Annotated in this window: 12 protein-coding genes; 7 read left to right on the forward strand and 5 right to left on the reverse strand. The window is 63.3% G+C overall.

The window, feature by feature from the left end; genetic code table 11:
• Positions 1–886 precede the first annotated feature (886 nt).
• Positions 887–1,648 carry an IclR family transcriptional regulator gene (locus BM310_RS16985; RefSeq protein WP_089809995.1) on the reverse strand — a complete coding sequence of 254 codons (762 nt, stop codon included), beginning with the start codon at positions 1,646–1,648 and terminating at the stop codon, positions 887–889.
• Positions 1,649–1,874: 226 nt separating this feature from the next.
• On the opposite strand from BM310_RS16985, the gene BM310_RS16990 reads away from it, so the two are divergent.
• The 6 genes from BM310_RS16990 to BM310_RS17015 all read left to right on the forward strand — a co-directional run bounded on the left by BM310_RS16990 (position 1,875) and on the right by BM310_RS17015 (position 9,309).
• The gene (locus BM310_RS16990) at positions 1,875–3,062 is read left to right on the forward strand and encodes an NAD(P)/FAD-dependent oxidoreductase (RefSeq protein WP_089809996.1); all 1,188 of its coding nucleotides are present in this window, start codon (positions 1,875–1,877) and stop codon (positions 3,060–3,062) included.
• 357 nt (positions 3,063–3,419) lie between these two features.
• Positions 3,420–4,199, forward strand: coding sequence for an ABC transporter permease (locus tag BM310_RS16995; protein WP_177232682.1), 780 nt, complete (start codon positions 3,420–3,422; stop codon positions 4,197–4,199).
• Positions 4,199–5,233, forward strand: coding sequence for an ABC transporter ATP-binding protein (locus BM310_RS17000; protein WP_089810000.1), 1,035 nt, complete (start codon positions 4,199–4,201; stop codon positions 5,231–5,233). Before BM310_RS16995 ends, BM310_RS17000 begins: the two co-directional genes overlap by 1 nt.
• Positions 5,230–6,279, forward strand: a complete 1,050-nt coding sequence (locus BM310_RS17005; RefSeq protein ID WP_143105184.1) for an ABC transporter ATP-binding protein — start codon at positions 5,230–5,232, stop codon at positions 6,277–6,279. Before BM310_RS17000 ends, BM310_RS17005 begins: the two co-directional genes overlap by 4 nt.
• Positions 6,279–7,274, forward strand: coding sequence for an ABC transporter permease (locus BM310_RS17010; RefSeq protein WP_089810004.1), 996 nt, complete (start codon positions 6,279–6,281; stop codon positions 7,272–7,274). The genes BM310_RS17005 and BM310_RS17010 overlap by 1 nt, the downstream gene beginning before the upstream one ends.
• A gap of 232 nt (positions 7,275–7,506) precedes the next feature.
• On the forward strand, positions 7,507–9,309 hold the full coding sequence (locus tag BM310_RS17015) for an ABC transporter substrate-binding protein (RefSeq protein ID WP_089810006.1): 1,803 nt from the start codon (positions 7,507–7,509) through the stop codon (positions 9,307–9,309).
• A 1-nt stretch (position 9,310) separates the two neighbouring features.
• Here BM310_RS17015 and BM310_RS17020 read toward each other — a convergent pair whose 3' ends face one another.
• From BM310_RS17020 to BM310_RS17035, 4 genes are all read right to left on the reverse strand, one after another.
• A complete protein-coding gene (locus BM310_RS17020) occupies positions 9,311–10,000 on the reverse strand; it encodes a YbbN family protein (RefSeq protein ID WP_089810007.1) in 690 nt (229 codons plus the stop codon).
• A gap of 79 nt (positions 10,001–10,079) precedes the next feature.
• Positions 10,080–10,916, reverse strand: a complete 837-nt coding sequence (locus BM310_RS17025) for an ABC transporter permease (RefSeq protein WP_218156483.1) — start codon at positions 10,914–10,916, stop codon at positions 10,080–10,082.
• Positions 10,913–11,620 carry an ABC transporter ATP-binding protein gene (locus tag BM310_RS17030; RefSeq protein WP_089810009.1) on the reverse strand — a complete coding sequence of 236 codons (708 nt, stop codon included), beginning with the start codon at positions 11,618–11,620 and terminating at the stop codon, positions 10,913–10,915. Before BM310_RS17030 ends, BM310_RS17025 begins: the two co-directional genes overlap by 4 nt.
• A 138-nt stretch (positions 11,621–11,758) precedes the next feature.
• Positions 11,759–12,214: a universal stress protein gene (locus tag BM310_RS17035; RefSeq protein WP_089810011.1), complete on the reverse strand. Its 456-nt coding sequence runs from the start codon at positions 12,212–12,214 to the stop codon at positions 11,759–11,761.
• A gap of 422 nt (positions 12,215–12,636) precedes the next feature.
• On the opposite strand from BM310_RS17035, the gene BM310_RS17045 reads away from it, so the two are divergent.
• Positions 12,637–13,821, forward strand: coding sequence for an NAD(P)/FAD-dependent oxidoreductase (locus BM310_RS17045; protein WP_089810015.1), 1,185 nt, complete (start codon positions 12,637–12,639; stop codon positions 13,819–13,821).
• Positions 13,822–13,922 lie beyond the last annotated feature (101 nt).

Raw genomic sequence — 13,922 nt, forward strand, 5'->3', positions numbered from 1 at the left:
GCGTCGGCCGCGTCGCCTCCGACAGAAACACGGCCGTCGATTGGCCCCTTTCGACGTTCGACCGACGGAAACGACACGCCGGCGTCTCTCGTCTCGGTGACTGCACCGCTCTGCAGACGTCTCCGTCCGGAACCGACCGGCTTCGTCCGAGTGTCAGCGTCAGACCACGACGGCGGTATCGGCGCAGCATCCGACGACGTCCGGTTCGTCGCCAGTCGGTCCGAGAGCGTGCGTTCGCCACTCGTCTGTCGTCTCCCATTGCAGTGCTATTGTTGTAACGGATAACTCGGAGGTCCGGAGTCAAACCTCGTCACGTGTCGGTTCGGGTGTCGAATCGGAATTACGAAGCTATGGTTGTAATGGTAGCTCGAAACCGGCCTCACGGAACGTCAGCAGCCCCGGATTCGTCGGAGACGTGCGTGTTGAGCATATCAAACGAATCCACACCGAGAGGGACGGCGGCGGCGAGTGAGGCTCTCACGTCGGGGTCGTGGTGCCGTTCGCGGACCCATCGCGACCAGTTCGCTCGCTCTCGCCAACGTCGGTACCAGTCTGTGATCGTTCGAAACATCCCTCGCACGTAGTTCGGTGTCCGGTGTTTCGAGCGAGTCGAGGGAATCGAACGCACCGATACGGTGGGGCGGCATCGAACGTCATCCTGTCGTCCCTCCTTTCGGGAATGTTCCGTCTCTATCATATATATTCTTACTGAACTGCATTCGACGAAAGACCCTTTTCGTCGGACATTCGTTTGAGCATATCGACAACTCGAGTCTATACCGGAGTAAAGAACGTAGCGACCGGACGAGAGGCCGGGTAGAACTGGGGTGAATCGGCTGGTGCGCGACGTTCCCGCTCGGGCGTCGCAGCGGTCGTCGTCACCGCTTCACGACCGTGCCCGCTGGATGTTGATCTCGATCTGGTTGGCGGCTTCGATCATCGTCTGGACTAGCTCGTCGGTGTCCTTCGTCTCGAACCGTCCTATCGTCCCGCTGATTCCGATGGACCCGGCGAGAGAGCCGTCGGGGAGTTGCACGTCGGTCGCGTACGTCTGCGCTCCCACCGTTTGTTCCTGATAGTTGTTGGCGTACCCACGTTCTCGGACCGTCTCCAACTCCTCGTAGAGTTGTTCGCGGTCGGTTATCGTGTGCGTGGTGAGCGATTCGAGCCCGTGTTGGTCGATGATCTCCTCGACGCGGTCGTCGGACATCTTCGCGAGGAGCGCCTTTCCGGTGGCCGAGGCGTGCATCGGTAACCGCCCGTTGCTCGGGGTTTCCTGCTTGAGCGACCCTCGCGAGGAGTACAGCATGTAGACGACGCCGTCGGACTCGACGGCGAGATGCGTCACGTCACCCGTCGCTATCGCCAGTTCGTTGGCTTCGTTCCGCCCGTGTCTGTATATCGGCTGGCGTTCTCTGATGGAGGATGCCAGGTCGAGTATCTTCAGGTTGAGGTCGTACTCGCCGTCGCTGGACTTCCGGATGAAGCCCTCCTCGTTGAGCGTGACCAGGTACGTGTGGACGGTGCCCCTCGTCAACTCCACCTGCTCGGTCACTTCGGCGACCGACGCCCCGCCTCGCTCTTCGAGAACGGCCATTATCTCCCGCGCGTTCTCGACCGACTGTATCGTTCGGCGGTTCTCGTTCATACTCGGGACCGACGAGCTTGTCCTCCATAAATTTGTATGAACATATCAAACGCTCCGCGCTGCCGGTTCTGCGTACGCCCGTTGCATCCGTCGGATAGCGTCGGACGGGCCGGATTCGCGGGGACCCGACGAAGTCCGGTACCGCGACGAGTGACCCCTCGTCCGTTGGCGGCAGGCGGGCGACTCCCTCCCAAAGTTTTACGAACGCTCGCGGTGAGCCACTGTTGTGAGTTCGACATACGGAATCATAGGTGGCGGTATAGCGGGTGCGAGTATCGCGTATCACCTCAGCCAGCGGACCGACGACTCCGTCGTCGTCTTCGAGCGCCAGTCGCCGGCGTCGGAGACGACCTACAAGTCCGTCGCCCAGTACGGATTCTACGGAGACGAGACCCAGTACAGGATGAAGCGCTACGGCATGAAGCTCTACAACCGCTTCTTCAGAGAGTCTCGCGTGAACCCCCGATACACGTCGATGGGAATCCTGACGGCGGCGACCGAAGCGGACAACGCCGACAGGATGGAAGAGGCGGTTCGGACGGACGGGGACACCTACTTCGGAAAGATGGGCATGGGGTTCGACAGGGACTTGGTCGAGTACATCGACGGCGACGCGATCAAGGAGAAACTGCTCCTGCCGCCGGTCGACGAGGAACCGATCGAGGGAGCGCTGTTCCGACCGAAGGTCGGCTACATGGACCGGCCGCAGGAACTGGCGTACGAGTTCCTCGAACGCGCGAAGGACAACGGCGTCGACGTGCGTGCGAACACCGCCGTCGAGGAGATAACGACGGACGGGGGCCGGGCGACGGGTCTGGTAACGGAAGGCGGCGAGGAGGTCGAACTGGACGAGGTCATCTGCGCCGCGGGGCCTTGGAACATCGAACTCGCCGAATCGGTCGGGATCGAACTGCCGGTCAAACACACTATCGCTCCGATACTCGTGTTACGGCCCGACGACCAGTCCGACTACACGCTCCCGGCCATCAATCACTTCGAGTCACCCTACACGTTCCACCGTCGGAGTGAGGACGAGTTCCTCATCGGGTACAATCCGGGCGACGTGTACGAGGACGCGACGGAGTACGACCCGAGGGCGATGGGCGAGACGGTACCCGAGGACATCCGGGACCGGGGAATCGACCTCCTCCAACGGCTGGTCCCCGACCTCATCGACGCGAAGGTGGTCGAAGAGTGGGTCGGGATTCGGTCCATCACGCCGGACAAGAACCCGGTCGTCGGCTGGACCGACCTCGAAGGCTTCTCCATCGCGGCCTTCCACACGTCCGGAATCCAACTCGCTCCGGCGGTCGGAAAGATGATCGCACAGCAGGTGCTCGACGACGACCCGACGGACTACTACGACGACCTCTCGATAACCCGGTTCGAAGGATACACCGACCACCGCTCGTGAGACGGCCGTCGCCACGATAGACCGGCCGCAGAACCGACTGGTGTGGGCGAGTCACTCCGAATTACGACTGCTTACCTTGCTCTTCGCGCCGTTCGAACGAGGCACCGTTCCGAGTAGCGACGCCCCCAGCCGGTTCGGCGACCTTGCTGCGCCGAGAACCGTTCTTACCGTAAAAATTAAGAGTGACTGTGGACCACAATGGCATGGAATACTATACCAATGAATGTCCTCGGAAAAGAGATCGGTCGTGACCAATCATACCTTATCCGGAACCTGAGCCGCGGATTCAAGGTCATCTGGCGGGACCCGACGTCGAGATTCGCGTTCCTGTACCTCTCTGCGCTCTTGGTTCTCGCGGTGGTGGGTCAGGAGATCACGCCGTACAGTTACGATCGCGTCTTCTACGCGAGCGAAGGCGGAATCCTCCGTTCGCAGCCGCCGTCGATAGCCCACCCCCTGGGGACCACCTCGAGCGGGCGTGACGTCCTCTCGCGACTCGTCTACGGCGTCCAGCCGACGGTGATCACGGGCTTCGTAGGCGGAGCTATCATCATCGGAATCGGGATGACGGTCGGCGTCCTCGCCGGGTACGTCGGCGGATGGGTGGAGTCGACGCTCATGCGAATCACCGACTTCGCGTACTCGGTGCCCACGATTCCGTTCGCCATCGTCCTGGTCAGTTTCCTCGAGGTCGGATTCTTCGCCTCTATCATCGTCATCGGCCTCATCCTCTGGCGCGGCAACGCTCGCGTGCTGCGGTCGCAGGTGATTCAAATCAAGGAGCGACCGTTCATCCTCGCCGCGAAAGCCACCGGGTCCAGTCGCATCCGCATCATCGTCAAGCACATCCTCCCCAACATCGCTCCGATGGCGGCGCTGTTCTTCTCGCTGGGCGTCGGATACGCGATACTCGTCAACGCCGGACTCGCGTTCATCGGGGTCTCGAGTCCGTTCATCCCCTCCTGGGGCGTGATGATTCGGAACGCCTACCAGTCGGGGACGATGGTTCAGGCGCCGTGGTGGTCGCTCCCACCGGGAATCCTCATCTCACTGACCGTGATGTCGGCGTTCATGATCGGTCGGCAACTCGAAGACAGCGACGAAGACGAGCGGTCCGTCACGGGGGCTGGTCCGTAATGTCGAGCGAACCGCTGCTCGAAGTCGAGAATCTGACTATCGAGTACGACACCCGTCAGGGGCCGCTCACGGCCGTCTCGAACGCCGACTTCACGGTCGAAGACGGGGAGTACTTCGGCCTCGTCGGCGAGTCCGGATGCGGGAAGAGCACGCTCGCGAAGTCCATCATCGGCGGTCTGGACGACAACGGTCGCATCGCGTCGGGGAAACTGAAGTACAGGGGCGAGGAACTACAGGACCTCGGCGACGCCGAACTCAACGAGAAGGTTCGCTGGAAGGAGATCGCGTACATCCCGCAGGCGTCGATGAACAGTCTGGACCCGATGCAGCGACTCAGCGAACAGGCGCTCGAGATAGCCAACGTTCACACGGACCTCTCCGAGGAGGAGGCACTCGCGCAGTTCGAGGAGATGTTCGAGGTGGTCGGACTGCCGGAGAACCGCATCCGCGACTACCCCCACCAGTTCTCCGGGGGGATGCAACAGCGCGCTATCATCGCCCTCGCGCTGTTCCTCCAGCCGTCTATCGTCATCGCCGACGAGCCGACGACGGCGCTGGACGTCATCATGCAGGACCAGATATTCAAGTATCTGGACGAGATCCGCGACTCGACGGAGACCAGCATGATCCTCATCACGCACGACATCAGCCTGGTCTTCGAGTCGTGCGACGAACTGGCGGTGATGCACGGCGGGCAGATAGCCGAGACCGGTCCGATAACCGACGTGTACGACGACCCGAAACACCCGTACTCGTACCTGCTCCAGCGGGCGTTCCCGGACATCCGATTCCCCGACCGGGAACTGGAGACCATCGAGGGGACGCCCCCGCAGCAGTTCGGCGACGTGGACTACTGCACGTTCGCGAACCGGTGCCCGTGGGCCGAGGAGGGCTGTCGCGAGGCAGCGCCCCCACTCGAAGCCAGCGACACGTCGGCCGATGGCCACCGTGCGGCGTGCTTCAGAACGAACGAGATATTCGAGCAAGAGGACCCGGCGGAGAGTCTGGCGGCGATACGAGGTGACCAATCGTGAACGACCCACTGATGGAACTGGACGAGATGGAGAAGTATTTCAGCCGGAGCTCGGGGTTCCTCGATTCGCTCTTCGGCAGCGACGAGTACGTGAAGGCCGTCGACGGCGTCTCGTTCACGCTCGACGAGAACGAGGTCGTCGGCGTCATCGGCGAGAGCGGGTGCGGGAAGACGACCCTGCTCAAGACGCTGATGGGCCTCCACGACCCCACGGGCGGTGAAATCAGGTACGACGGGACGCCGCTCTCGTCGTTCGACCGCAGCGAGTGGAAAGCGTTCCGTCGAAACGTGCAGATCATCTTCCAGGACCCGTTCAACTCGATCGATCCGAAGATGTCCGTCCAGGAGACGCTGAAGGAACCGCTCAAGATCCACGACATGGAGGCGAGCGAGGAGCGGATTCTGGACGTCCTCGAACAGGTGGAGCTGAACCCGGCCAGGAACTACCTCAACCGCCTCCCGCAGCAGTTGAGCGGCGGGGAGAAACAACGCGTCTCGATCGCTCGAGCGCTCGTGACCGAACCGGACGTGATTCTGGCCGACGAGCCCGTCTCCATGCTGGACGTGTCCACGCAGGCGTCCGTACTCAACCTGCTCTCGGACCTGACGACCGAACTCGGGGTGAGCATGATATACATCTCGCACGACCTCTCGACGGTCGGATACGTGTGCGACCAGATCAAGGTGATGTACCTCGGACGAATCGTGGAGTCGGCACCGACGCAGACGCTGCTGGACGACCCCAAACACCCGTACACCCAGGAACTGGTGTCGGCCGTACCGATACCGGACCCCCATCACCAACGGGACCGAACGTCGATAGAGGGTGCCGTCGCGGACCCGATAGGCTTGGGAAGCGGATGCCGGTTCCGCGACCGGTGTCCGGACCGGATGGACATCTGCGAGAAAACCCCGATGAACGTCGAACACGGAGCGGAACGAGAGGTGGCGTGTCACCTCCACTACGACCACGAACGACGCGTACAGACCGGAGCGGACGGGGCGTCCGCGAATCAGCGAGCCACGGGCACGGAGGGTGACGACTGATGTCGACCGCACGATACTTCGTCAACCGGACGCTCCAGACGGTCCTGTTGCTGTGGGGGATACTGACGTTCCTGTTCCTCCTGTTCCGCGCGATGCCCGGCGACCCGGGGACGCTCATGCTGAACTCGGGAGCGAGTCCGGAAGCCGTCGCCGCGGCGCGTGCGCGATGGGGCCTCGACGAACCGATACACATCCAGTACCTGCAGTACGTGCGGAGTCTGGCGACGTTCAACCTCGGGAACTCGCTGACGAGCGGGGTCCCGGTGTGGGAACTCGTCCGGATGAAGATATTCAACACGTTCATCCTCGTCGGACCGGCGACGGTGGCGTTCTACATCATCGGGTCGATAGTCGGCGCCGTCCTCGGGTCCAAGCGCGGGACCAAACTGGAGAGCTACGGCATCATCCCGTTCTTCGTCATGGGGACGATGCCCTCGTTCTTCCTGAGCATCATCCTCGTGGTGGTGTTCGCGATGTACCTCGACCTGTTCCCGACGTCCGGGATGTTCTCGGCGGGCTTTCTCGCCCTTCACCCGGAGTGGCCGTGGTGGCGGCCGTACTTCACCCAGGACTTCCTTCACCACTACATCCTGCCGTTCACGGCGGTGATACTCCGGTACGTGTACTCGCCGCTGCTGGTGATGCGGACGAGCGTGACCGAGGTGATGGGGCAGGACTTCACCTACTACCACCGCATCACCGGTCTCCCCTCGAAGAAGCGGCTCAAGCACGTCTCGAAGCACGCGAGTCTGCCGGTCATCACGCTCTTCCCCACGTCGATGCTGCAGGCGGTCAGCGGTCTCGTGCTGATCGAAGTGGTGTTCAACTGGCCGGGAATCGGCAACCTGCTGGTGCACTCCATTCTGGGACGGGACTACCCGGTCGTTCAGTTCGTCTTCTTCGCCGCCGCCGTGAGCGTCGTGCTCGGCAACTACGCCGTCGACATCCTGTACGGCGTCATCGACCCGCGGGTCAGCGTGACGGACGACGCTTAGGCCGCCGTCCTCCCCGCCCTCGGGTTCGAGAGTACCTCGGACGCCGCCTCGGGGTCGGTCCGACGCTAACACGATTTTTCACGCGGGGCTACGACGCGGTCCGAGGCGGACGTGCGGCCTCGTTCGCGACTGCCCCCTGCCTCCGAACTATATTCCGTCCTGTGAGTCACGATGACAAACGCAAATATTTAATAGATAGATACTGTTGAGTGTGGCACGGTGAAACACAGCCATGGGTGAGCATGCCATAGACAGACGGCAGTTTGTGAAGACGATGGGTACTATCGCCGGAGCGACGGCCGTCGCCGGTTGCAGCGGCGACGACTCGGGTGACGGAACGGGTGACGGCAGCGGTGGAACGGCCAGCGACGGTGAACTCGGCGAGCGGGTTCCGTCGCTGGCGTGCCCGTACTGGTCGGACGTCGGGCGCGCCCCGACCTGTGAGGAGCAACTCTCCGTCGCCAAGCCCAACGTGGAAAACGCGCTGGGGGTTCAGGTCGAACTGCAGCCGAAAGACATCGCGACGACCATCTCCGAGTGGAACAACGACGTTCGGAAGTTCCCCATCGCGTACTGGTACATGGGGAACACCGGCGGGCGACTCGACCCGAACCCGATCATGGTCCGTAACATGATCACTCGGGCGGGCGGCGACGGACTGTTGAACTCCTCGCACTACCCCTCGTGTGAGTTCTCGAAACTCGCGCACGACCAAGTCTCCGCACCGTCGCTCGACAAGCGGAACGAGATGGTTCGGGAGGGGATCAAGATAATGAGCGAGGACGCCGCCCACATCCCGACGACGAACACGCTCAACTTCAACGCCGCAAGGTCGGCCGTGAACACGGAGCGAGTCGGTCAGGCCGGCTACGCGAAGAACAACCCCCGGTTCCACATCTACTCGTCGGTCGAAGACAAAGACCAGATGGTGTTCAACGCCGACGGGAACACGATGGCCACGTCCGCGTTCCCGCGGATGGACTCGGACTCCCTGTGGAACCACATCGTGACGTCGACGCTGATGGAGTACGACGAGAACTTCGAACTCCAGCAGAACATGGCCGCCAGCCTCGAAACGGCCCGCGAAGGCAAGCGCATCATCGTCGAAATCAAGGACGCGACGTTCCACAACGGCGACCCGGTCACCGCGGAGGACGTCCAGTACACGTTCCAGTGGAACCACGAGAACGGCAGCGTGGTGCCCGACCACACGGCCATCCCCTACGAGGGCGGCGCCGACGGCATCAAGATCGTCGACGACAAGACGGTCGAGTTCAACCTGAAGCAGGCGTACTGGCCGTTCATCAACAAGAAGCTCCAGAAGCGCGGCATCTACCACAAGCAGTCGTTCGTCGAATCCGGTGCCGACGAGAACCCCTCGAACTTCACGCTGAACGAGATCATCGGCTGCGGCCCCTATCAGGTCGTCAACTTCCAGCCCGGACAGTCGGTCACACTCGACCCGTTCCCGGACTGCGCCGCGCACGACCCGCCGAACCAGCGAAAGGTGTTCCTCGCGTTCGACAGCAAGCAGGGCGCGGCCCAAGGGTTGCAGGCCGGCGAGGTCGACGTCGTGTCACAACTTCCGACGGGACTCTTCGACCAGATGAAGCAGGCGGACGGCATTCAGACGAACGTGTTCAGCGGCTTCATGGGCTACCACTTCCACCCGCACCACGGCGTCGCGCCGACCAAGTTCCTCGAGTTCCGCCGCGCGTGGGGTAAGGCGCTCAACCGAAAGGAGATCAATCAGGTCTCTCAGTCCGGACAGGGCGAACCGCAGTACCACGGCAGCCACTTCATCACCACGCACCCCTCCTATCCCGACGACGACAGCGACGTCTACAAGTACACCACCGAACCCACGGGCGAACCCGAGGCGGCAAAGCAGTTACTCGAAGAGAACGGGTGGGGTTGGGACGACCAGGGGCGACTCCATTACCCGCCCGACGCGGACCTGAGTCCGCTCTGGCCCAAAGAGGGAACGCCGTCCGAGGAAGACTTCCCCTGCCTCTCGGAACTCCCCGAAGACTAGCTCAGCGGACGCCTCGCATCTCGGCGGTCGTCAGCGAGTTGTCGACCTCTCTCTCCACTACTTCTTCGACGTGCGCGCCTTGGAGTCGACTGTCTATCGTCCCGTCGACGACGAACAGTGTGGTCGGACCGCCGACGACGTCGTACCGGTCTTCCAGCATCTCGGCACAGTCCGGGCCGTACACCGACAACAGCGTGACCGAGTCGTGACCGCGTTCGAAGACCGACTCGAGGGCGTCACGCATCTCGTCACAGTCGGGACACCGCTCGCGCCAGACGTACACGACGGCCACCGGGAAGACGCCGAGCATCGCGGGGAGTCGCTCCCCCGCGACCGGAAGAAACGGCTCGGGAGACCCGTCCGTCGGCGGCACGGATCCGGTGAACCGGTCGAGCAGTATCACGACCCGAACGCTCTCGACGAACCCCAGCGCCTCCGCCACGTCCCGAACTGCGAGATACCGGGCGACGAAGTCGGGCGCCTCGTCGGCGACGGCGACGAAGTCGGCCACGCGTCCGGACGGGGTGTCGACCGCTCTCAGTTCCTCCCCGAGGTCCGTCTCGTCGCGTATCCGCTCGTCGTATCGGGAGACGACCGACTCGAAGTCGCTCGACGGTCGGACTTCGCCGTCGTCCTGTGCCGACAGCACGCCGGATTCGATCAGCGTCTCGAAGAGTTCGTTCTCGTCCATCACGACGGTGAGATTCCCGCTGATCGTATAGAAGTGTTGGGGTGAGACGAGAACCTCCGGAGGGCCGGAGAGACGGCAGTTACTCGACGGCGTCGGTGGTCGAGTCCTTCGGTTGGAGCCGCTCGAGTTGCTCCGCGTCGGTGAACAGGTGCTCGGCGACGAGGAGGCTGCTGCTCATGCTCGTCAGTCCGCCCGCGGCGAATATCATCGCCATGATGACGAACTGGTAGAGCGCGGCGTACAGCGGGTTCTCGCCGGAGAGTATCATCCCGGTCATGATACCCGGAATCCAGACCCACCCGAGGCTCTTGAGCGAATCTATCGTCGGGATGAGCGCCGCTCTGACGCCGGTCTGGATGTGCCGTGTGACGACGGCCGACGGCGGCGCCCCGAGCGCCAACCCCGCTTCTATCTCGTCGCGGTTCGAGAGAACTTCGCCACGCACGCGGTCGAGTGCGAGCGAGTTGATCTTCATCGCGTTGGCGATGACCATGCTCCCGACGGGAACGAGGTCCCGCACGGTCGATTCGATGGCGCCCGTCAGCGTCATCGCCACGATTACCGTCCCCGCACCGAACGATATCGAGAGGAACGAGACGCGAGTAACCGCCGGGAGGCCGTCACCGCGGTTCTTTGATATCCACGTCGCACCCCCGACCATCCCGAGGAGGATGAGCCAACTCCAGAAGTACTGCACGCTGAGGAGGACGCCGATGAGCGACCCCATGACGAGGACCTGAACGAACCCTCGGACGAGTGCGACGCTGAACTCCCGTTCGAGTGCGAGACCGCGGACCCGAGAGACGCCCACTACCACGAGCGCGATTGCGACGGCGGCGGCGACCTGGAGCAGCCCTTTCACGACCGTCGGGTCGAGACGGGCGAACAGGTCCGCGAGCGGGAAACCACCCGTCACGGCGACAGCACCTCGCGAGCGGGTCCGAGGTCGCTGACGGCGCCGTCCTCCAGCGAGAGCACTCTATCGGCCAGCCGTCGCGCTTGGTCCGGGTCGTGCGTGACGATGACGCACGCGATTCCGAAGTCGGCGACGACTTCCCGTATCAGCGCTTCCACGTACGCTTCGGTGCCGGCGTCGAGGTTCGAAGTCGGTTCGTCGAGCAGGAACGCGTCCGGGTCGTTCACCAGCGTCCTCGTCAACGCCACTCGCTGGGCTTCGCCGCCGGAGAGGTCGCCCACGTCCTTCGCCTCGTAGTCGGCGATGTCCAGACGTTCGAGCAACTCGCGCGTGCGTTCCTCGGGGACGGGTTCGTCTCTGAGCGTCGGGCCCCGAACGACGTTCTCCCAGACCGTCCCCGGGACCAGCGAGGGTTGCTGCGGGACGAGGCCGATGCGCTGTCGGAGCGTTCGCGGGGAGAGTTCGCGGTAGTCGACGCCCTCGACGTACACCGACCCCGAAGACGGCTCGTCCAGTCGATTCAGTAGCCGCAGGAACGACGACTTCCCCGCTCCCGACGGCCCCACGACGGCCAGTACCTCACCTCTGGAGACGGTCACAGAGACAGTGTCGACGACGGCGGTTCCGTCGACCAGTCTCGTCAGTCTCTCCGTCTCGAGGAGTGGCGCGTCCTCCGACTCGGAAGCGTGCGTGTCGTGTTTCATGTCTGTAGGGGGGCGAACTCCGGAATGACTCCGGAAGTACCCTGGGCCTTCGGTGTCGGAGGTTCGCCGGGGCGGTGACTAAAACTACCGATTGCGGTGACAGTTCTCGCCAGAAGTCGCTCGGTCGCCGAGGCGTCGTCAGGAGGAGTCGGGCGTCCTGACCGTGAGCACCGGACGGTCGGAGTTCAGTAGAATCGACTGCGTCGTGCTGCCGAACATGGCCTTTCCGACCGGCGATTGGTTCCGCCCACCGATGACGACGTACCTCGCGTCGACTTCCTCGGCGACGGAACGGACCTGCGTCTCCGGCCGGCCGACGCGCCCCGCGACGTCCACTCGCTCTCGCTGTTCTCGGTCCAGCGTCTGCTCGACCATCCGCCTGACGAAGTCCGCGGCCCGGTCACTCTCGTCCGAGACGCCGGTATCGGAGTACCCCGGCAACTCCCGCATGGTTCGGATGTGTTCGTCCACCTCCTGTTCCGGAATCACGTGTACCACGACGAGCGTATCGTCGTACGCCGTCGCGAGGTCCGCGGCCACCTCGATAACCCGCTTCGATGCCTCTTCTTCTCCGATTGCAGCTAACACGGCCATGAACTCGAATACGAGAGCAGATATAAAAAATCTCCTCCGGGCGGGGGAAGCGACGGCGACGACGACCGAGTGGGGCGGACGGCGGGCGTCGACTGGCCGAACGCCGCGGCGAGGGCTGGTCGAAGACGGCAAACTCCGTCCAGCAGTGGAATACGGCCCCGGACGCCTCCCTCGCCACCAAAGATTTATTCCCTAGTGAGCCAGTCGTTTTGCATGTAGCCTGATAGCATGGCACGACGCAACTCCTCAGCGGACGGCTGGACAGGCCCCGGTGAGTCGGTCTCTCAGGAGACCGACGACGTACGAGACCGGCTCCCGGGACCGAACGACAGCGAGTCTCCGAACCGGACCTCACCGGTGAGACGCGACGACCCCGAGGCGGCCTATCGCTCCACGCTCGGAACAGCGGAGGCGGCGACCTGATGACCGCCGAAGGCGGGTATCACGTCGTCGGCGGGGGTATCGTCGGTGCCAGCATCGCGTACCACCTCGCTCGGCGAACCGACGAACCGGTCCACGTCTACGAGAAGGGGACGCTGGCGAACGAGACGACGAAGAAGTCGCTCGCGTTCTTCGGGTTCTACGGCGACGAGACGCAGTACCGCATGAAGCGGTACGGGATGGAACTGTACAACGAGTTCCTGTCGTCGCCGCGCGCCGACCCCGGATACGTCACGACCGGGTTACTCGACGTCGCGACGTCGGACGACGGCGCGGAATCGCTCCGGCGAGCGGTCGAAGAGCGAGGCGAGCGACTCGCCCACGCCGACGCTGACCGGGTCGACACGTCCCCGGTCGACTTCGTCCAACCGGACGAACTGAAGCGGACGGCCGTGCTGCCGTTCCTCGACACCGACGTCGTTACCGGCGGCGTGTTCCGGCCGCAGGTCGGCTATCTCCGACCGCGAGAGATGGCGCTCGAATTCGTCGACCGGGCGCGGGACGAGGGTGCCGTCTTCCACGAGAACGCCACCGTAACGGACCTCTCGGTCGACGACGGCGTCCTCTCCGGCCTCTCCGTCGACGGCGAGGAACGACCGGCGGCGGCGGTCGTCTCGGCCGCCGGACCGTGGAACCCCCGCGTCGCCGAGATGGCGGGCGTCGAACTCCCCGTCAAACACACGCTCGCTCCGGTCTTGGAACTCGAACCCGACGAAGAGATTCCGTACACGCTACCGTGGATAACCCACCACGAGTCCGGATTCTCCATCCGACGGAACGCCGACGGACGCGTGTTGATGACGAACCACCCCCCCGGCGGACACGAGGAGGCCACAGAGTACGATCCCGATGAGGTCGGCGACGCCGTCCCCTCGGACCTCCGACAGCGGGGTCTCGAACTGCTCGAATCGCTCCTCCCGACCGTCGAGACGTTCGAAGTCGTCGACGAACGGGTCGGAATCCGCTCCTCGACGCCGGACGGTAATCCGGTCGTGGGCTGGACGCGCGTCGACGGCTTCTCCGTGGCGGCGTTCAGCACGTCGGGCATCCAACTCGCCCCGGCGACGGGGAGCGTAATCGCAGAGCAACTCCTCGACGACGAACCGTCCCAGTTCTACGAGGGACTCTCGGTCAGTCGCTTCGACGCCTATGTAGACCACAGATAACACCTCCCCACACAGACCCGACGAGACCATCTTTTGACGGCTATTTGCAAATATAGAATTTTATTTCATAAAATCATCCACGAAAAAATTAAGGCGGTACA

Source organism: Halogeometricum rufum (assembly GCF_900112175.1).
GTDB classification, from domain to species: domain Archaea; phylum Halobacteriota; class Halobacteria; order Halobacteriales; family Haloferacaceae; genus Halogeometricum; species Halogeometricum rufum.